This window comes from Achromobacter sp. ESBL13 (assembly GCF_036668755.1).
GTDB lineage: Bacteria > Pseudomonadota > Gammaproteobacteria > Burkholderiales > Burkholderiaceae_B > Achromobacter.
Window position 1 is genome coordinate 331,282 of record NZ_JAZEVT010000004.1, and the last position, 18,344, is coordinate 349,625.

General features: G+C 65.8%; 20 protein-coding genes. 10 read left to right on the forward strand and 10 right to left on the reverse strand.

Annotated features, from left to right (window positions below; translation table 11 throughout):
• Positions 1 to 41: 41 nt before the first annotated feature.
• Positions 42 to 1,085, reverse strand: coding sequence for a ubiquinol oxidase subunit II (gene cyoA, locus V6F88_RS18260; RefSeq protein WP_332611233.1), 1,044 nt, complete (start codon positions 1,083 to 1,085; stop codon positions 42 to 44).
• A gap of 221 nt (positions 1,086 to 1,306) precedes the next feature.
• On the opposite strand from cyoA, the gene V6F88_RS18265 reads away from it, so the two are divergent.
• Positions 1,307 to 2,641: an MFS transporter gene (locus V6F88_RS18265; protein ID WP_332611234.1), complete on the forward strand. Its 1,335-nt coding sequence runs from the start codon at positions 1,307 to 1,309 to the stop codon at positions 2,639 to 2,641.
• 21 nt (positions 2,642 to 2,662) lie between these two features.
• Here V6F88_RS18265 and V6F88_RS18270 read toward each other — a convergent pair whose 3' ends face one another.
• From V6F88_RS18270 to V6F88_RS18280, 3 genes are all read right to left on the reverse strand, one after another.
• Entirely contained in the window at positions 2,663 to 3,706 is a 1,044-nt protein-coding gene (locus tag V6F88_RS18270; protein ID WP_332611235.1) for a histone deacetylase family protein, read from the reverse strand.
• Between the two features lie 119 nt (positions 3,707 to 3,825).
• Positions 3,826 to 4,359, reverse strand: coding sequence for a YdcF family protein (locus tag V6F88_RS18275; protein ID WP_332611236.1), 534 nt, complete (start codon positions 4,357 to 4,359; stop codon positions 3,826 to 3,828).
• A 227-nt stretch (positions 4,360 to 4,586) separates the two neighbouring features.
• Positions 4,587 to 5,894, reverse strand: a complete 1,308-nt coding sequence (locus tag V6F88_RS18280) for an SH3 domain-containing protein (protein ID WP_332611238.1) — start codon at positions 5,892 to 5,894, stop codon at positions 4,587 to 4,589.
• A 153-nt stretch (positions 5,895 to 6,047) separates the two neighbouring features.
• On the opposite strand from V6F88_RS18280, the gene V6F88_RS18285 reads away from it, so the two are divergent.
• A complete protein-coding gene (locus V6F88_RS18285; RefSeq protein WP_332611442.1) occupies positions 6,048 to 6,449 on the forward strand; it encodes a hypothetical protein in 402 nt (133 codons plus the stop codon).
• On the opposite strand, the gene V6F88_RS18290 is transcribed toward V6F88_RS18285, so the two are convergent.
• From V6F88_RS18290 to V6F88_RS18300, 3 genes are all read right to left on the reverse strand, one after another.
• Positions 6,450 to 7,100 (reverse strand): hypothetical protein, encoded by a 651-nt coding sequence (locus tag V6F88_RS18290; RefSeq protein WP_332611240.1) that lies wholly within the window; start codon positions 7,098 to 7,100, stop codon positions 6,450 to 6,452.
• A 51-nt stretch (positions 7,101 to 7,151) separates the two neighbouring features.
• Complete coding sequence (locus V6F88_RS18295) at positions 7,152 to 7,553, reverse strand: hypothetical protein (protein WP_332611242.1); 402 nt, start codon at positions 7,551 to 7,553, stop codon at positions 7,152 to 7,154.
• Between the two features lie 81 nt (positions 7,554 to 7,634).
• Positions 7,635 to 8,528 (reverse strand): LysR substrate-binding domain-containing protein, encoded by an 894-nt coding sequence (locus V6F88_RS18300; protein WP_332611244.1) that lies wholly within the window; start codon positions 8,526 to 8,528, stop codon positions 7,635 to 7,637.
• Between the two features lie 106 nt (positions 8,529 to 8,634).
• Here V6F88_RS18300 and V6F88_RS18305 point away from each other — a divergent pair, with 106 nt between their 5' ends.
• Together V6F88_RS18305 and tam are read left to right on the forward strand one after the other, a co-directional pair.
• Positions 8,635 to 9,621: a TerC family protein gene (locus V6F88_RS18305; RefSeq protein ID WP_046806807.1), complete on the forward strand. Its 987-nt coding sequence runs from the start codon at positions 8,635 to 8,637 to the stop codon at positions 9,619 to 9,621.
• Positions 9,622 to 9,782: 161 nt separating this feature from the next.
• Positions 9,783 to 10,562, forward strand: a complete 780-nt coding sequence (gene tam, locus V6F88_RS18310) for a trans-aconitate 2-methyltransferase (protein WP_332611246.1) — start codon at positions 9,783 to 9,785, stop codon at positions 10,560 to 10,562.
• 12 nt (positions 10,563 to 10,574) lie between these two features.
• Here the strand turns inward: tam and V6F88_RS18315 are convergent, their stop codons facing one another.
• A complete protein-coding gene (locus V6F88_RS18315) occupies positions 10,575 to 11,372 on the reverse strand; it encodes an AraC family transcriptional regulator (RefSeq protein ID WP_332611248.1) in 798 nt (265 codons plus the stop codon).
• Positions 11,373 to 11,480: 108 nt separating this feature from the next.
• Here V6F88_RS18315 and V6F88_RS18320 point away from each other — a divergent pair, with 108 nt between their 5' ends.
• Positions 11,481 to 12,713, forward strand: coding sequence for an MFS transporter (locus tag V6F88_RS18320; RefSeq protein ID WP_332611249.1), 1,233 nt, complete (start codon positions 11,481 to 11,483; stop codon positions 12,711 to 12,713).
• A 19-nt stretch (positions 12,714 to 12,732) separates the two neighbouring features.
• Here V6F88_RS18320 and V6F88_RS18325 read toward each other — a convergent pair whose 3' ends face one another.
• Positions 12,733 to 13,065, reverse strand: a complete 333-nt coding sequence (locus tag V6F88_RS18325) for a protealysin inhibitor emfourin (RefSeq protein WP_332611250.1) — start codon at positions 13,063 to 13,065, stop codon at positions 12,733 to 12,735.
• Positions 13,062 to 14,126, reverse strand: coding sequence for a M4 family metallopeptidase (locus V6F88_RS18330; RefSeq protein ID WP_332611252.1), 1,065 nt, complete (start codon positions 14,124 to 14,126; stop codon positions 13,062 to 13,064). The genes V6F88_RS18325 and V6F88_RS18330 overlap by 4 nt, the downstream gene beginning before the upstream one ends.
• A gap of 178 nt (positions 14,127 to 14,304) precedes the next feature.
• Here V6F88_RS18330 and V6F88_RS18335 point away from each other — a divergent pair, with 178 nt between their 5' ends.
• The 5 genes from V6F88_RS18335 to V6F88_RS18355 all read left to right on the forward strand — a co-directional run bounded on the left by V6F88_RS18335 (position 14,305) and on the right by V6F88_RS18355 (position 18,203).
• Positions 14,305 to 14,955, forward strand: a complete 651-nt coding sequence (locus V6F88_RS18335) for a DMP19 family protein (protein WP_332611254.1) — start codon at positions 14,305 to 14,307, stop codon at positions 14,953 to 14,955.
• Between the two features lie 260 nt (positions 14,956 to 15,215).
• Positions 15,216 to 16,097, forward strand: a complete 882-nt coding sequence (locus tag V6F88_RS18340; RefSeq protein ID WP_332611255.1) for a prohibitin family protein — start codon at positions 15,216 to 15,218, stop codon at positions 16,095 to 16,097.
• 225 nt (positions 16,098 to 16,322) lie between these two features.
• Positions 16,323 to 16,565, forward strand: coding sequence for a hypothetical protein (locus tag V6F88_RS18345; RefSeq protein WP_332611257.1), 243 nt, complete (start codon positions 16,323 to 16,325; stop codon positions 16,563 to 16,565).
• Between the two features lie 106 nt (positions 16,566 to 16,671).
• Entirely contained in the window at positions 16,672 to 17,175 is a 504-nt protein-coding gene (locus tag V6F88_RS18350) for a sigma-70 family RNA polymerase sigma factor (protein WP_332611259.1), read from the forward strand.
• The gene (locus V6F88_RS18355) at positions 17,172 to 18,203 is read left to right on the forward strand and encodes a FecR family protein (protein WP_332611261.1); all 1,032 of its coding nucleotides are present in this window, start codon (positions 17,172 to 17,174) and stop codon (positions 18,201 to 18,203) included. Before V6F88_RS18350 ends, V6F88_RS18355 begins: the two co-directional genes overlap by 4 nt.
• Positions 18,204 to 18,344: the final 141 nt, after the last annotated feature.

The following is an 18,344-nucleotide window of genomic DNA, read 5'->3' on the forward strand; positions in this document are numbered from 1 at the left end:
CCTGCGTCATCCGATGCGCGGCGCTGACGGCGCGCATGCCGCTACAACACCAAGCCTTCGGTCGACGTGCACATCGCGCCGACATACTTGCGCGGCTTGGTGTCGGTCAGGCCCAGCCGTTCGCGCGTTTGCGCGTCCAGCGTGGTGACGTTGAGCGCGCCCGGTATGCCCATGCCGCCTTGCGCATCGATGGCCATGGCGTCCTTCATGCACATGCGGTTGCCTTCGACGCAGCGGTTGACGATGGCGTCGAACAGGCCGGGGGCAACCGAGGCGTAGTGTTGGATCGGGTTGCGTTCGCTGGGCTGCTCAAGCTTCAGGTAGGCATCGCGCGTCAGCCGCTGGGTAGAGGCGCGGGTGTCGGCTACCCACTTGTCAAAGCCCTGCTGGTCCAGCCCGTGGAACTTGAAGCGCATGCCCGAGAAGCCCGAGCCGCTGTAGTTGGCCGACAGGCCTTCGTATTCGCCGGGGTGGTTGATGACCGCGTGCAAGGTCGTCTGCATGCCGGGCATGGCGTAGATCTGACCCGCCAGCGCGGGCACGAAGAACGAATTCATCACCGACGACGAGGTGATCTTGAACTGGATGGGGCGGTCAACGGGCGCCGCCATTTCGTTGACGGCGGCGATGCCTTGTTCGGGATACAGGAACAGCCACTTCCAATCCAGCGCCACCACCTCGACCACCAAGGGCTTGGTGTCGGCGGGCACTTCGCGGCCCTCGGACAGGCGCGCCAGCGGACGGTAGGGATCGAGCTGATGGGTGCTGACCCAGGTCAACGCGCCCAGCGCGATGATGATGAGCAGCGGCGCGGCCCAGATCAGAAGCTCCAGCATGGTGGAGTGGTTCCATTCCGGATCGTAGTGAGCCTCTTTGTTGCTGGCGCGATAACGCCACGCAAACAGAAAGGTCAGGAAGATCACCGGCACGATGATCAGCAGCATCAAGCCGGTTGAAATGATGATCAGATTGCGCTGTTGAAGCGCCACATCGCCCGATGGCGACAGCAGCACCGCATTGCATCCGGCGAGCAATGGCAGGGCGGCAATCAGGATCAATCCGCGGAGCCTGGTGATGGACAACATAGCCATACCTCGAAACGTAACCGTGGGAGGTAAACGCAACACTACGCTGGAAGCCGCGAAAAATCTAGGGTAAAAAGAACAAAAGTGTGCGCGGCAAAGCGTGCGCGGCAGGGCGCTATCCCAATGCGGGCGCGGTTTGGCGGGCAGCAACGTTGCGTTGCACTGGCATGTTGCAAGATCGTAGACAAGGCGGTTTCGAACTTCCTACAGTGAGCACATCCATGTCGACCTCCACGCAGTATCCCGGTCATGCCCCCTCCGTTCCCGGCCCAGGGGCACCGTCCGGCGGGGCCAGCCATGCCAAGGTGGCTCCTGGCGAAATCGCCGTCGGCGTGGTGGTGGGGCGCGCATCCGAATACTTCGATTTCTTTGTGTTCGGCATCGCCTGCGTGCTGGTCTTTCCCCGCGTCTTCTTCCCCTTTGAAGCACCGCTTGAAGGCACGCTGTGGTCCTTCGTGATCTTCTCGTTTGCGTTCATCATGCGGCCCATCGGCACGGCGCTTTCGATGGCGGTGCAGCGGCGTTGGGGCCGCGCCACAAAATTGACGGTTGCGCTGTTTGTGTTGGGCACGGCCACGGTGGGCATGGCGTTCCTGCCCAGCTACGAAACCATCGGCGCGCACGCCATCACCCTGCTGGCCGTATTTCGCTGCCTGCAAGGGTTGGCGTTCGGTGGCTCGTGGGATGGGCTGCCGTCGCTGCTGGCGCTGAACGCGCCGCCCAATCGGCGTGGCTGGTATTCGATGATGGGGCAGCTGGGCGCACCGGTCGGCTTCCTGGTCGCCAGCGCGCTGTTCCTGTACTTGCACGTTACGCTGACGCAGGCCGACTTCATCGAATGGGGCTGGCGCTATCCGTTCTTCGTGGCGTTCGCCATCAACGTGGTGGCGCTGTTCGCACGGCTGCGCCTGGTCGTCACCGAGGAATACACGCAGCTGCTTGAAGAAGGCGAGCTGGAACCCATCGCCATCACCGAGATGCTGCGCTCGCAGGGCTACAACCTGTTCATCGGCGCGTTTGCCGCGCTGGCCAGCTATGCGCTGTTCCACCTGGTGACCGTGTTCCCGTTGTCGTGGATTGCGATCAGCGCCACGCAACAGATTACCGACGTGCTGATCGTGCAGATCTTCGGCGCGGTGCTGGGCATCCTGGGTACGGTGGCTTCCGGTTGGCTTGCCGACCGCATCGGCCGCCGCACCACGCTGGGCATGCTGGCGGTGGCGATCGGCATCTTTGCGCTGTTCGCGCCGTGGCTGCTGGGCGGCGGGCCGGTGGGGCAGGACGCCTTCATCCTGATCGGGTTCGCGTTGCTGGGCTTGTCGTATGGACAAGCATCCGGCACCGTCACGGCAAACTTCACGCGCCGCTTCCGCTACACGGGCGCGGCGCTTACCTCGGACATGGCGTGGCTGGTCGGCGCGGCATTCGCGCCGGTGGTTGCGCTGGGGCTGTCGGCCCGGTTTGGGTTGGTGGCCGTCAGCGTCTACCTGCTGTCGGGCGCGGCATGCACCTTGCTGGCATTGCGCATCAACAAGGTGCTGGAAACGCGGGATTGAACCTTCAACGGGGCCGTTTTTTCAGCCCCGGTATCCTTCCAGCACATTTGCCACGTTGGTCCCCACGTCGGCCACGGCATAGCCGCCTTCCATCGTGAACACGGTCGGCAGGCCCGGGCTGGCCAGCGCCTGGCCGACCGCCAGATAGTCCGCGCTTTTCAGCTTGAACTTCGAGATCGGATCACCTTCGTAGGTGTCCACGCCTAGCGCAACCACGACCGCGTCGGCCTTGAACGCTTGCACGGCGGCCAGCCCTTGTTGCAGCGCTTGCGTCCACGTGGTGAAGTCGGTGCCGGCGGGCAGGGGCAAATTCAGGTTGGCTCCAAAGCCCGCGCCTTCGCCCTCTTCGTCGGCATAGCCAAGAAAGAACGGGTATTCGGTGGTCGGGTCGCCATGGATCGACACCGTCAACACGTCGCCGCGTTCGTAGAAAATGCTTTGCGTGCCGTTGCCGTGGTGGTAGTCCACATCCAGCACCGCCACGCGCGCGGCGCCGGCGTCACGCAAGGCTTGCGCCGCCAGCGCCGCGTTGTTCAGAAAGCAGTAGCCGCCGAAAAAATCAGCGCCGGCATGGTGGCCGGGCGGGCGCGTCAACGCCATGGCGGCGCGTGGCCCGCCTGCGGTGGTGACCGCGCGCGCGGCGTCGATGGCGCAGGCCGCGCCGGCAGTAGCCGCCACCCAGGTTCCCGCCGTCAACGGGCATCCGCTGTCAAACGAAAACAGGCCCACGCGGGCGGCGAAATTGGTGGGTTCGATGTCGTGGCGAAAGCCGCGTACCGGCCACACGGACGGCAGGATGTCGATGTCTGCATTGGCCGCGTCCAGCGCCACCCAGTCGTGCCAGGCACTGGCCAGAAAATCCACGTAGCGCGGCGTGTGCACGCGCTTGACCAGTTCCATGTCTGGCGCCGACGGCACGCGCAGTTCGCCGATACCGCGCTGGCGCAACGCGTCCAGCACGAAGGCAAGCCGCGCCGGCGTCTCGTGGCAAGGCACCAGCTTGCCGCGAAACATTTCGTGGCGGCCGGCGTGTTGGTCATGGACGGGGTTGTGAAAGATCAGCACGGGGTCGGTCCTTGAATGGCCGCGCAATGAACGCCGACGCGAGTCACGTCAGCCAATGCGGCGGCAATGAACTGTGAACAATGAACGATGAGCTTTGAATACGGCGGTGGCGGTCGTCACTATAGCGGTCGCAGCGCGTACCACGCCATGGCCGGCAGTTCTCGAAAAGTGGAATAGATATCGCGCCATTCAAAGAAGCGCGGATAGCCGCCGCTGACGTCCGCCACGCCATGGCGGCGCAAGGCCAGCATGGTGCGGGGGACGTGGAAATACTGGGTCACGACCAGCGCGCGGGTATAGCCGTGTTCGCGCATGTAGTCGCTGGCATGGCGCGCGGTGGCCCAGGAATTGTTGCCCGCGCTATCCGTCACGATGCGGTCGTTGGGCACGCCGCGCGCCAACAGGTAGCCGCGCATCACGGTGGCCTCGTCGGCGCCGGCCGGGTCCACGCCGCCGCTGACGAACAGGATGCGGCATTGCTTGGCCGCGTAGCAGTCATGGGCGCGATCCAGGCGCGCCGCAAGGCGTGGCGAGGGCTGGCCGCCGGGCAGCACGGTGTTGCCCAGCACGATCGCCACGTCGGCGGGGCGGGCATGGGTTAGCAGGCCGGTTGTGGCCAGGGCGGCGGCGGCCAGCAGAACGGCGGCAAGCAAAAGGCCGGCAAGTAAAGGGGCGGCAAGTAAAGGGGCGGCAAGTAAAGGGGCGGCAAGTAAAGGGGCGGGGGCGGTAAGTAAAGGAGCGGCCACGCGGCCGGCGCGGCGGCGCATTGCCGGCTCCGAAGTCCGGTCCGAAGCCGGGGCCGGCTTATCGGCCACATGGGCGCGATCAACGCGAGGAATGGTCACGGGTTCGGACGCTGTGGTGGATGACGGGCGCGCCCCTACTGCGGGGCGGGCGGCCGTTGCGGCAGCGGGTAATCAAAGCGGACGTCGTTGGACACGATGGGCGCGCCAAGATTGCCCGGGTCGGTCAGGACGGCGGCGGCGCGGTATTTTCCGGGTGCAAGCGCGGGCAGGAAGGGCACGCTGCTGTAGCCGTTGTCGTTCAACAGGTAAGCCGGCTTGCCGTCTTCACCGGCGGCCCACACGACGGGGTCGCGAGCCAGGCCCAGCGGGTTGGCGGGATGCAGGGTGTCGCCTTCGCGCGGGTACAGCGGGTGGACGATGCGGTCGCCTTGCGCGTTGGTCAACAGCAGCCACACGCGCGGCGCGTTCAGGGCTACAGGCGCGTCGCCATGGTTGGCCACGCTGAGTATGAACTGCCCGCCGTCTTCGCCATTCCAATCGGCCAGCGTATCGGCAAGCTCAAGCGTCAGCTTGTCGGTGGGCGCCGGGGGGGCCAGCCGATGCTTGTCGACGCGCAGATCGCCGTAGCGCGCCCATTTCAGTACCTGGCCCGCTGTCTTGCTGACGTAGCGCACTTGCAGCCAGTCGCGCGGGCGCAGGGCGACGACATCCAGGTGTTCGCCTTCGGCGGCGGTCATCGTGGGCGTGGCGTTGACGTCCGGGGTGTCGTACAGGTCCAGGCGGCTGACGGGCACGGTGCCGCCTTCCAACGGCGATCCTTCGCCGTCGATGTCGATGCGGTCGATGGCGCCGTCGTCGCGGAAACGGTAGGTCAGTTCGGCGGCCTCGCTTTCCAGGCCGAACAGTGCCTGGGTGCCCCATGCGGTGGCGCGCACGGTGCCGTCGGCGCGCAGCACGTAGTCTTCAAAGCCGTTGCTGGCGGCGCCGTAGCGGCACGCCACGTGGATCACGGCCTGCTTGTCGTCGATGACCGGGTTGACGAAGCCTTTGCAGGGGCTGGCGCTGTCGGGGTGGGCAATTTCCTGGTAGCCACGGCTATCCGGCTGGTACAGGAACAGGCGGGCAAACAGCTGCGTGCTGCCGCCGCTTTGCCCCAGGATCAGATCGCGGTAGCCGTCGTGGTCGATGTCCACGGCCTGCACCTGATCCACCGTGTCGTCATCGAAGGTGGCCAGCGGCTGGAGGGGGCCATCGCCCACGCGCACGCGGGCTTGCTGTGTGTCGCCATTGCTGACGGTGACCACGGCCGGCAGGCCGGGCTTGATGACAATGGGAAAGTCCCGCTGGGCGGCCGGGGAAGAAGCCGCGGGGGCGGCCTGCGCAAGAATCTGCGGCTGCACCGCCATCGCGGCCAGTGAGGCCGCCAGCAAAATCCGTTTCACGCGCCTCTCCCCAACTGGAACAAGGGGGGGAATATACCCCAGCGCCGTGCGGGAAAACGATCAGCGCGCGGCGCAAGCCGGCTGGCCATCTTGAGTAGAATTGACCGTCTGGAGTTGCTGCCGGTTTTATCGGCCCACGCGTGCCTGTCCGCCATGAACGTTGCCTTTCCCATCCGCCAAGAATGTCCGCCGGGCGCCTGCATGTGCGACCGCGACGCGCTGTTGGCGGACCCGGCGGCGGATATCCGCATCCTGCGACTGACCAAGGAAGAAGAAAAACGCCTGGTCGCGCGCCTGGAAAACATCACCAGCCTGGAAGACCTGCGCGCCATGCAGGGACGCATCCAGGCGCAGCTGGGCATCGTGATCGTCATCACGCCCAGCGATAACGAGGTGCGTACGTCACGCGGCATCTCCATCCAGCTGGAAGAGGCGCCCGGGCTATGCCGCAAGACGCGCACCGCGCTGCCCGCCGCCATCCGGCGCGGCTTTGATAACAAACCCGAAATTGTCTACGCGCTGCTGAACGAGCGCGACCTGCTCAGCGGCACCTGATCACGACGCCTTGCAGGGCGCCAGCGCCACCACAGACGATGGCGAGCGGCCCGCTTCTGGGCGCGTGGCCGGCTTGCCGCTTTGCCTGACCGGATAGCCGATGATCACGGCGCTGCCGGCTTCCAGCCGCGTGGAAGCGGGCGAGCCATACGCCACCGTCCAACCGCGCACGGCCAGCGGCGCCAAGGTGTATTGCATGGCCGAGCCCGGCGATACATGGGCCACTTTGCCCGCGAACAGCTCGTGTTGCGGCTTGGGTTTTCCGTCGACCAGCGTGTAGGTGACGATGCGGTCCAGCGCGGCGGATTCGTCGTGCCGCGCCAGGATGGCGGTTTTATATCTGCCGGGCGGGATGTCGGCCAGGCTGAGATTCAGCGGCTCGGTCGCGTGGCCCGCCGCGTCCAGGCGCACGCCGGTGACGTCCACGCGCGCCAGCGGCGCATCGCCCACATTGCGCACCCGCACGCTGTATTGGCCCGACGTGCCCGTGGTGATGCATACGTCCACGCCCAACGGGTTCGGCTTGGGCGGCGCGGCCGCGCCAGCCTGTGCAAGGGCAGGCAACAGGCAGATCACGGCCAGCAAGGCGGACAAGCCAGGCAGGCCTGGCTTGTTCAAGGGTGACACGGGTGGGACCGATAGGGTGGGCACGGCGCGCTCCTGGTGGCAGGCAGCGTGCCGGGCGGCGCGTTGCCGCGCTTATTACACCACTTGACGGCTTTGGGCCGCGCTGGCCTGCTCGCGCTTGCCCGCGAGCCAGTGCAGGATCAGCGCCAGCACCAGCAGCCCGGCCATGATGAAGCCCCAGAAGATCCAGCCGACCACCGCGATCAGCGTGCCCAGGCTGCCCGCCACGGGCAGGACCTGGTTCAGGCCCTGCGCGGCCCATATCAGACCGCCTTGCAGCGTCTGCAACCAGGCTGGGTCCAGCCAGCCCGCCGCCCACGCCGGCGCGACCCATTGGGACGTGTCCAGCGCCGTGCCCGGCACCTGGGCCGTGGCGATGGTGGCCAGCACCCAGTCGGTCAATTGCAGGGTCAGCGCCACCAGCCCCGTCCAAAGCGCGGCCAGCACGGCGAAGGTGAGCCAGATGATTTTCTTCATTGCAGTGGTACTCCGATTCAAAAGAGGGTCCACGATAAAGCGAATTCTATTTCTAAAAAACCAGAGTGCGTGTGACAGACATTACGAAAAAACCGAAGTCTTGGCGTGCGCCAGCACCGCCTGGACCAGCGGATGATGCTGGCCACGCCGGTTGCGGATGGCGTGGATTTCTTCGTGGACATCGTCGCGGCGGGCCAGGGGGCGCAGGCCGCGTAGCAGGCCGATGTCATCGCCGCCCAGGCGGCTTAGCGGGAATACGCCCAGGCCGCGCGCGGCAAATACCGACATCAGCGCGCTGTCCTCGAATTCGCCAACGACGTTGGGCAAGACGCCTTGTTCGCTGAACCAGCGGTCGAGCGTCTGGCGCAGCACGGAATGGCCGGTGGGCAGCAGCACGGGCAGCCGCGCAAGGCAGCGTGGGAAGTCCAGCGTGTCGGCCTTGCGCACGAGGCGGGCCGGGCCGTACCAGTCCACGGGTGACGACACCAGCCGGTCGCTGGTCAGGCGCAGGTTGGGGTTGGCGGGTGCGCCCTGGCCGGCCAGCACCAGGTCCAGATGGTGCTGGGCCAGTTCGCCCAGCAGCTCTTGAACCTCACCTTCGTGGCAAGTTAGCCGCAGGTCGGGCGTGTCCAGCACGGGGCCAAGCAGGGCGTGCGCCGCCAGCTTGGAAATGCCGTCCGACAGGCCCACCGACAGCCGGATGACCGGCTTGGTGGCGGCCGCGCGCACTTCCTGAGGCAAGGTATGGCCGATCTGGAAGATCTCTTCGGCGCGCGCGAAAGCGGCCTTGCCCGCGTCAGTCAGCGCCACGCCCCGGCCGGCCGGCTTGAGCAGTTGGTGGCCCAGGTTCTTTTCCAGTTCGCGCACTTGGGCGCTGATGGTCTGTATGGCCATGTCCAGCCGTTCGGCGGCGCGCGAAAAGCCGCCTTCCTTGGCGACCATCCAGAAGTAATACAGATGACGGTAATTCAGCATGAGCGTGGACTCTTCGGTTTTTCCGAACCTTAACTCACTTTCAGGCTGATTTCTCGGTTGGCCTCATATCCGGATCATGGGCACCTTCGAACACAGCGGGGCAATCATGGACACCTTGATCACATTCTTCACCAACGATTTTTTAGGGACGCCGACCTGGAGCTGGTTGCTGTTCGTCGGCATCGTCGTCAGCCTGCTGGCCTTTGACCTGGGCGTGCTGCACAAGGAAGACCGCGAGATCGGCGTGCGTGAAAGTCTGCTGTTGTCGGCCGGCTACATCACCGCGGCGCTGCTGTTCGGCGGCTGGGTGTGGTGGCAAATGGGCGCGACCAGCGGCATGGCCTATTACACGGGCTTCATGATCGAAAAATCGTTGTCCATGGATAACGTGTTCGTGATTGCGTTGATCTTCAGCTTCTTTGCAATTCCGCGCCAGTACCAGCATCGCGTGTTGTTCTGGGGCATCCTGGGCGTGATTGTGTTGCGCGCCATCATGATCGGCCTAGGCGCTGCGCTGGTCAGCAATTTTGGCTGGCTGCTGTATCTGTTCGGCGCGTTCCTGGTGTTCACCGGCATCAAGATGTGGATGATTGCAGACCAGACGCCCGACATCGCGACCAACCCGATCCTGAAGTTCCTGAAGCGCCACATGCGTGTCACGGAAGGGCTGCGCGGCAATGCGTTCATGGTGACCGAGACGGATCCGGCCACGTCCAAGAAGGTGCGTTATGCCACGCCGCTGCTCTTGGCCCTGGTGCTGATTGAGTTTGTTGACCTGGTGTTCGCGGTGGATTCGGTGCCTGCCATCTTCGCCATCACGACCGACCCGTTCATCGTCTACACCAGCAACATCTTCGCCATCCTGGGTTTGCGTGCGCTGTACTTTGCCCTGGCCGCCATGATTCATCGCTTCCATTACCTGAAGTACGCGTTGGCCCTGGTCCTGGTGTTTATCGGCACGAAGATCTTCCTGGTCGGCTTCATCGGCAAGGTGCCGGCGGCGGTGTCGCTGGGCGTAACCTTCAGCCTGATCCTGGGTGGCGTGCTGTTCTCCTTGTGGAAAACCCGCTCGGACACCATGTCGACGCAGTAATCTAGCTTTCCATCAGCCCGCCGGCTTATCCCGGCGGGTTTTTTTCGCCATTGCGATACATCGCCGATATGAAAAACTGCAAATTCACCTATTTGTAATATGGCGAAGCAGGGCGTAGAGTCCAGCCGTATGGGCAGTGATGCCCGATATCAGGAGCCGCCATGAGCCACAACAGTTGGTCCGCCAAGCAATACTCCGCGTTTGAAAACGAACGCACCCGCCCCGTGCGCGACCTGGTCGCCGCCTTGCCGAACCCGGCAGTCGGGCGGGCGGTGGACCTGGGTTGCGGCCCGGGCAATTCCACCGAGGTGCTGGCCCAGCGCTACCCCGACGCCGTGGTCACCGGCATGGACAGCTCGCAGGACATGGTGGACGCCGCACGCAAGCGCCTGCCCGCCCTGCAATTCGAGCTGGCCGACATCGCCACCTGGAATCCGCCCGAGCAGTACGACGTCATCCTGGCGAATGCCGCGCTGCAATGGGTGCCCGACCACGCCACGCTGTATCCGCGTCTGGTGGGCAAGCTGGCGCCGGGCGGCCTGCTTGCCGTGCAAACGCCTGACAACATGGAAGAACCCGCGCATCGCCTGGCGCGCCAGGTGGCGGGCGAAGCGCCGTGGGCGAGCAAGACGGGCGACGTCAAGCACCCGCCGCGCCACAGCGCTGCCTGGTACTACGAATTGCTGAAACCGCATTGCGGCGTGCTGGACGTGTGGCGTACCACTTATCACCATCCGCTGGCGGGCGCGGCGGCGGTGGTGGAATGGTTCAAGGGCACCGCGCTGCGTCCGTACCTGGACAAGCTGGACGCCGCGGAACAAGCCAGCTTCCTGGCGCGCTATCAGGCCTTGATCGCCGAGGCTTACCCCGCGCTGGCCGATGGCACCGTGCTGCTGCCGTTTCCGCGCCTGTTCATCGTGGCTGGGCCCAAGCCGCGGTAAGAGCCGGCATCGTCACGCCGCCGCCGGCCCCGCCGACTTGTCCGCGAAGTAGCGCGCGGGCGTCTTGCCCAGCGTCTTCTTGAACATTGTGATGAAGGCGCTGACGGATTCGTAGCCCAGGTCATCGGCGGTGCGCTGCACCGACACGCCCGCCGACAGGCGTTGCAGCGCCAGGATGATGTGCAGCTGCCGACGCCAGCGCCCAAAGCTCATGCCGACTTCCTGCTGCACCAGCCGCGCCAGCGTGCGTTCGCTCATGGCGACGCGCTTGCCCCACTGCGCGACGGTACTGCGGTCAGCCGGGTCGGCGTTCAGCGCGCTGGCGATGTCGCGCAGGCGGGGGTGGTCGGATAGCGGCAGGTGCAGATGCTCGGCCGGCATGCGCCGCAATTGCTCGATCAGCACGTCGGACAGCTGGCGGTTGACGGGCGCGTCCAGATCGGCGGCGGGCTGCGCCGACAGGTGCACGATCAGCTCGCGCACCAGCGGCGTGATCGTCAGGGTGCAGCAGTTTGTCGGCAGGCCGGCCACGTCTGCCGGCACAAACAGAAAGTACACAAGCCCGTTGGCCGTAACGCGATTGCTGTGCGACATGCCGCCCGGGATCCACACGCCGCACTGTGGAGGCACCATCCACAGCCCCTGCGGTACCGAGCAGGTGACGCCGCCTCGCAGCGCCAGCACCAACTGGCCCATGGGGTGGCGATGGGTCGGGGATTCGTTGTCCTGGTCCGCCGCGTCCACCGGCATGGCGAACACGCGTTGGGTGGGGGAATCGACGTCGAAGGGGGCGGGCAGGTTCAGTCGCATGGCAGGCCGCCCCAGGCGCCGGACTGCCCGGACCGGTTTGGCAGAAATGAAGGATAGCTTGTCATTGTCTCGAAATTCGGCAGGCTTGCGTGTGGATAAGCTGTCGGCATGACGAAAATTCCCTCTGCATTCCCCCCCGCCGGCAGTCGCGCGGCGTGGCTCATCCTGGGCATCCTCTGCATTGCCATGGCGCTGCGCGCGCCTATTACCGGTGTGCCGCCGCTGATCGGCATGATCCGCGAACAGCTGGGCCTGTCATCCACAGCCGCCGGCATGTTGATCACCTTGCCGCTGCTTGCCTTCGCGGTGGTGTCGCTGTTCTCGGCGGCGCTGGCCCGCCGCTTTGGACTGGAACGCACGCTGTTCGGCGCGCTGTTGCTGATTTGCGCCGGCATCCTGGTGCGTCCGTATGGCGCGGCCTGGGGCCTGTATGCGGGCACGGCCGTCATCGGCGCGGGCATCGCCATCGGCAATGTACTGCTGCCCAGCCTGGTCAAGCGCGACTTCCCGCAACGCGTGGCGGGCCTGACCTCGGCCTATGTGTTGACGATGAGCATCGCGGCCGGCGCGGCGTCGGCCGCCGCGATTCCCCTGGCCAATCTGTCGGCCGATAGCTGGCGCTTTTCAACGCTGTGCCTGTTGGGGGTGCCGCTGTTGGGCTTGCTGTTGTGGTTGCCGCAATTGGGCGGGCATACCGCGCCCGCGTCCACCACCGCGCACGCCCCGCACGGTGGCCGTCTGTGGCATTCGCCGCTGGCGTGGCAGGTCACGCTGTATCTGGGCATCAATTCTTTCGTCTTCTATGTGGGCGTAAGCTGGCTGCCCGCCATCTTGCGCGATGCCGGCTATTCCGCCGAGCGCGCAGGGTCCCTGCACGGGCTGCTGCAACTGATGTCGGCGGGCCCGGCCTTGTTCCTGGCGCCCGTCGTGCGCCGCATGAAGGATCAGCGCGCGGCCGCGTTCTGCTCGGCGGCCGCGTCGTTCGTTGCGTTTGCCGGACTGATCGCCGCGCCGGGCTGGGCCACGTTATGGATCGTATTGCTGGGCCTGGGCACGGGCGGCGGCATCATCCTGGGCCTGGCCTTCGTGGGCCTGCGCGCCAGCCATGCACAGCAGGCGGCGGCCTTGTCGGGCATGGCGCAATGCGTGGGCTATCTGTTCGCCGCAACCGGCCCCGCGCTGGTCGGCGCCACGCATGACCGCCTGGGCGGGTGGGGCGTGGCGCTGGGCGTTTGCGCGGCGCTGTGCGTGGCCATGGCCATCATCGGCACATATGCGGGCCGCGCCATTCAGATCGGTGGCTACCGCGCCGCCATGCCCCGGTCGCAGCCGGCGCCGTGATGGGTGATGGCGTGGCGCGTCAGTCAAGCGGCTGGGCGTGCGTCTTCCACAATTGCACCAGCGTGTCGGGCGCCTGGGCTTCCGGCACATCGAACGTCACCGCCGTGTCTTCGTCGCGGTCCATCACGATTTCGATATGAAAGTAGCGCTGGTCGCCGCCCGCCTGCCCATATTCGGGCACGGCCAGCGGGGCCGCGCGTTCCAGCGCGTCGCAGACTTCCTGGCGCACGCCGGCCGGGCAGGTGGCCAGGTTGATGCTGCGCGGCTGCGTCAGCGCGGGCAGGTAGGCCACGCCGCCTTCGCGCGTCAGCCGCACCAGCAGCGCCAGATCCAAAGAAGGCAGTTCGATCATGTCAGCACTCCTACGGTCGCCCAGGCCTGCGCCACGGCGCGTTGCACGGCGGCGTCAAAGCGTTCGGCCGCCACCGTCACGGTCAACGCGGCGAAGGTTTTGAAGTCGGCGTCGTGGCGCAGCCGCTTGTCGCACAAGGTGTCGTACCAGACGCGGCCCGCGCCTTTCCACGCGGGGCCATCCAGCGCGGTGGCCGCCAGGAAGAACGCGCGGTTGGGTATGCCGGAATTGATGTGGACGCCGCCGTTGTCGCGCGGCGTATCGACGTAGTCACGCATGTGCGCGGGTTGCGGGTCGCGGCCCAGCGCCGGGTCGTCATACGCGCTGCCCGGTTCCGACATTGAACGCAGGGCGCGGGCGTTGATCTTTTCGGTGAACAGCCCGGCGCCCACCAGCCAGTCGGCCTGCCGCGCCGATTGGCCCAGCGCGTATTGCTTGACCAGCGCGCCGAAGACATCGCACAGCGATTCGTTCAGCGCGCCCGATTGGCCTTGATAGAGCAGGGCCGCTTCGGAATCGATAACGCCATGCGTGAGCTCGTGCCCGATGATGTCGACCGCCACGGTGAAGCGGTTGAAGACTTCGCCGTCGCCGTCGCCAAACACCATCTGCGCGCCGTTCCAGAAGGCGTTGTCGTAGTCTTCGCCGTAATGCACGGTGCCCACCAGCGGCAGGCCGTGGCCGTCGATGGAGTGGCGTTTGTAGACGTCCCAGAACAGTTTGTAGGTAGCGCCCAGATGCGCATAGGCTTCGTCCACCGCCACGTCGCCGCTGGCGGGCCGGCCCTCGGCGCGCACCAGCGTGCCGGGTAGCGTGGTGTCGTTGTGCGCGTCATGGACGGCGCGCTGGGGCGTGCCTGGGCGAGCGGGCGGGGCGTTTGGCGCAAGCGTGGCGCGCGGCGGTTGCGTGGCCATGTCGCGCAGGCTGCGCTGCTGCTGGTCGATGATCAGCGTCTTGACGGCGGGCATGCTGACGCGGGCGTCGGTATGCTGCGCCAGGCGGTCCAGCACATACGGGGGGATCACGCCGATCAAGGGGGTGGACTCGGAAGGACGTGGCATTCGGGTCTCCGTCTTTCAGCGCCGGGCGCAATGCCGGCGGGGCGAGCTGCCACGGTAGCAGATGCAGGATGACCGATGGCGTAACAGTCTGCCGCGTGATGCGACGGGAAAGCGCGCGCCTCGACACCGCCACGGCGTTCCGGTACCTTGCCTGTCGTTTTCCCCGCCACCTGCCGCCATGCCGACCTCTGATTCCGCTTCAACCCACTACCGCATCACGGCGCTTGCCTTCACATCCACGCATTTGCAATTGACGCTTGCCAATGGCCAGACGCTGTCTGAACCCATCACGCGCTACATCCGTCTTGAGAAGGCGACGCCCGGCGAACGCTTGCAATGGCAATTGGTTGACGACGGCCACGGCGTGGTGTGGCCGCAGCTGTGGGAACCCGCGCCCCGCGGCATGCTGAACGTGCACGACATCCTATGGGACCAGCGCTATGAAAAAGCGCTGGCCGCGTTGCAGGCGGCCGACTGGAAGCTTGATCGCTTGCCCTTGGTCGAACAGGAACTGGTGGCGCTGTGGCGCATGGAAGCCGACATCAACAACGGCGGCTTCATGCAGTTTCTGTGCAACTGGGGCGACCCGACCTGCCAGCTGGCATTGCAGGCATTGAAGAAGCTGGGCGCCACGCACATGCTGGCCGTGCTGTCGCGCATGCGCGGGCTGATCGACCGCTTTGAGGCGTCGCCGGAAGTCATCGAATTGAACGACATCTATGGCGCAATGACCCAGGCCGAGCAGCAGGAAATGGAACGCCTGGACCACGCGTTCTGGGACTATCCCGACGCCTTGTCGCGGCTGGGCTTACGGCATTACGGCGCCTGAAAATCGCCCCGTTTGCATGCCTGGCAACGTTCGGAAATGTCTGGCAACAATGGCGGGGTATTGAGTGCGGACGGGGGTCTGATCACGGGATAGAATCCGGTGCTTCTTTCCCGGGGGGGGCTCGCGATGCGTTATTTCCTGATCTTGGTGGGGGCGGCCGTGGTCGCCTATTTGCTCGCTCGTGGCATCGCGGCCGTGTTCTCGGACCGTAAACGTACAAAATCAGACAGGGACTCAAAGTGAAGCCGACGGATATCCAGATGGTCAAGACGATCGGCGCGGTCAAGCCGCGCAATGTGAAGGTCGCCGCGGGGGCCGTGATTCTGTTTTTCCTGATCCTGTTCCTGGCGTTCGGTTCGTGGTTTCAGGTGGACCAGGGCGAGCGCGGCGTGGTGCTGCGCAACGGCAAGCTGGTGCGCGTGTCGGAACCGGGCCTGGATTTCAAGACGCCTTTCATCGACAACGTGATGACCGTGTCGGTGCGCGACCACACGTTCGTGTTTGAAAAGCTGGAAGCCTATTCGTACGACCAACAGCCCGCGCACCTGCGCGTGTCGGTCACGTACCGCGTGCCGCCCGAGCACGTGGCCGAGCTGTATTCGGAATACGGCACCATCAACAATTTGCAGATGCGCGTGCTGGAACGCAAGACGCCCGACGCCGTGAAGAACGTGTTCGGCCAGTACACCGCCGTGCGCGCCATTCAGGAACGCCAGAAGCTGGGCCTGGATGTGAACAACGCGGTGCTCAAGACGATGGAAGGCGCGCCGGTGCAAGTGGTCGGCGTGCAGATCGAAGAGGTGGGTTTCTCGCAAGCCTATGAGCATTCGATTGAACAGCGCATGTTGGCGCAGGTGCAGATCGAGACGACGCGCCAGCAAAAGGAAACGGCGATGATCAACGCCGAAATCCAGGTGGTGAAGGCCAAGGCCGAAGCCGATGCGCGCCGCCAGCAATTCACCGCTGAGGCCGACGGCATCCGCATGCGCGGCGACGCCGAAGCCGCGTCCATCCGCGCCAAGGCGGAAGCGCTGGCCGCCAACACCAACCTGGTCAGCCTGAACGCCGTTGAGAAATGGGACGGCGTGCTGCCGGCCACGCAGGTGCCGGGCGCCGCGTTGCCGTTCATCGGCATCAAGTAACTCGGAACGCGGCCGGCATCCTAGGGATTCCCCTCTGTCAAGAATTGCAAAGCGGGCGCAAGGTAGGCGCATCGGCGCATCGGCGCATCGGCGCACCGGCGCACCGGCGCACCGGCGCATCGGCGCACCGGCGCATCGGCGCACAACGCCCGCTTTACGATCAGGCAAGTGCCGGCCCGCGCGGGGCGGGGCGCTTGCCCAAGACGCTTGCACCAGGAGACATGGATGTCGCAGTTGGATTGGACGTCCGGCGACACCGCGCCGGACCGGCAGGGCTATTACGAAACGCGCCTGGACACGGGCGATACCGCCATTTCGCTATACAGCGTGCTGGGTTGGATGCCCCTGAAAACACCGGGCAACATGGTGGGCTGGCGGCCATTGCCGCCGGCGGCTGAACGGCAAGAGGCCGAACGCCACATCCAGGAACTGCGCGCGGCGCAGGCGCACATCCCCATGGATTACTAGCGGCAAAAAGCGCCGCATCTGGCCGGGCGCCAAAAACAGCAGTTGCGATAATGAGAATTATTTGTAAAATTCGCCACCCTGTTTTCCTGCGTAATCCGTTCGGCCCATGTCCCGCTCACCTCCGACCCGCACCGGCTGGCTCGCGTATTACGACGAGCTGGTGGGCGTATGGAGCCGCCGCACCGGCAACCGGCACGACGCCGAGGACGCGGCGCATGACGCCGTCGAACGCTTGCTGAAGGCGGACGCCAGCGTGGCGCTGAAAGCGCGCGGGTATCTGTTCCAGGCGGCGGGCCATCGCTTGATCGACCGTTGGCGTCGGCAGGATCGCGCCGAACACGTGCCGCTGGACGAATTGAACGACGCCGATCAGTTGATCGTGCAAGATCCCGATGCGCCGTTGCGGGCCGCGCGCCTGGCCGACGACCTGGCCAAAGTGCTGGCGGAATTGCCGCCCAAGTGCCGCCAGGCATTCGTGCTGAACCGCATCGAAGGCTGGACCCAGGCGGAAGTCGCCCAGCACATGGGCCTGTCCAAGAATATGATCGAACGCTATGTCATGCGCGCCATCGAGCATGCCCGCGACCGCCTGCGCGAATACACTCCATGACGATGCCTTCTACCCACGATCACGATGATCCGCGCGACGCCGCCACCGCTGCGTGGTGGTTCGCGCGCTGGCATTCGGGTGAACTGACGCGGCGTGATCGGCGCGCGTTTGCGCGGTGGCGGCGCGAGCACCCCGAGCGCGCCCGGGAATTCGACCGCATGCAGCAGTTGGGCGCGGCGGCGGCGGGCTTGCCGCGCGACCAGGTGCATGCCCTGCTGGGCGGCCCGGTGCCGGCGCGGCCCCAAAATGTCCAGCGGCCTGCCCGTTTCTTGATCCTGCGCGTGGCGCTGGCCTGTGCGGCCGTGCTTGTCGTCGCGCTGGGCGTGTGGACGAACCTGCCGGTGCCCGCGCCGTCCTTCACCGCCACGGTCAGCACCGAACGCGGTGAACGCCGCCAGCTAAGCCTGCCGGACGGTTCGGTGCTTGAGATCAACGGCGGCACGCGCGCCACGGTCAAGCTATACCCTGACCGCCGCGACGTGGCGTTGGACAGCGGCGAAATCACCTTTACCGTGGCGGCGGATGCCACGCGCCCGTTCACCGTGGACGCCGGCGGCGGCGTGGTGCGCGTAACGGGCACGGTGTTCGACGTACGCCGCGATGCCGATCAGGTGACGGTGCTGGTGGAGTCCGGCACGGTGCAGGTGTCGGGCGGGCATTGGTGGAACCTGGGCCACGCCGTGCTGCGCGCGGGCCAGGGGATACGCGTGCCGGGCAGCGGCGCCATCGGCGTGCCCGCGCCCGCCGACGTGTCGGCCGCCACCGCCTGGCGTGAAGGGCGCGTGGTGTTCAAGAACGCGCCGCTGACAGATGTCGTGCGCGACATGAACCGCTATCTGGCCACGCCGCTGCGGCTGGCTGACGACAAGGCGGGGCGCTTGCGCGTGTCGGCCTCGTTCCCGCTGGACCGCCCGGAAGCCCTGATCGACGCCTTGCCCGCCATTGCGCCCGTGCGCCTTGCGCCGCGCCCGGGTGGCCCCATCGACATCCACACGCGTTCGGACGACCCCGGCGCCGTTACAAAATAAATGGGAATGAGATTCAGGTTTATCTGCGTTTGAATCGTTCTACGAAGGAAGGCATCGGGCCGGGCCGCTTGGCCCGCCCCTTGCCACCCCCTCGTCGAACCGAAACAGCAGGTAGTCGTGACCTTCTTCGCACACCGAAAT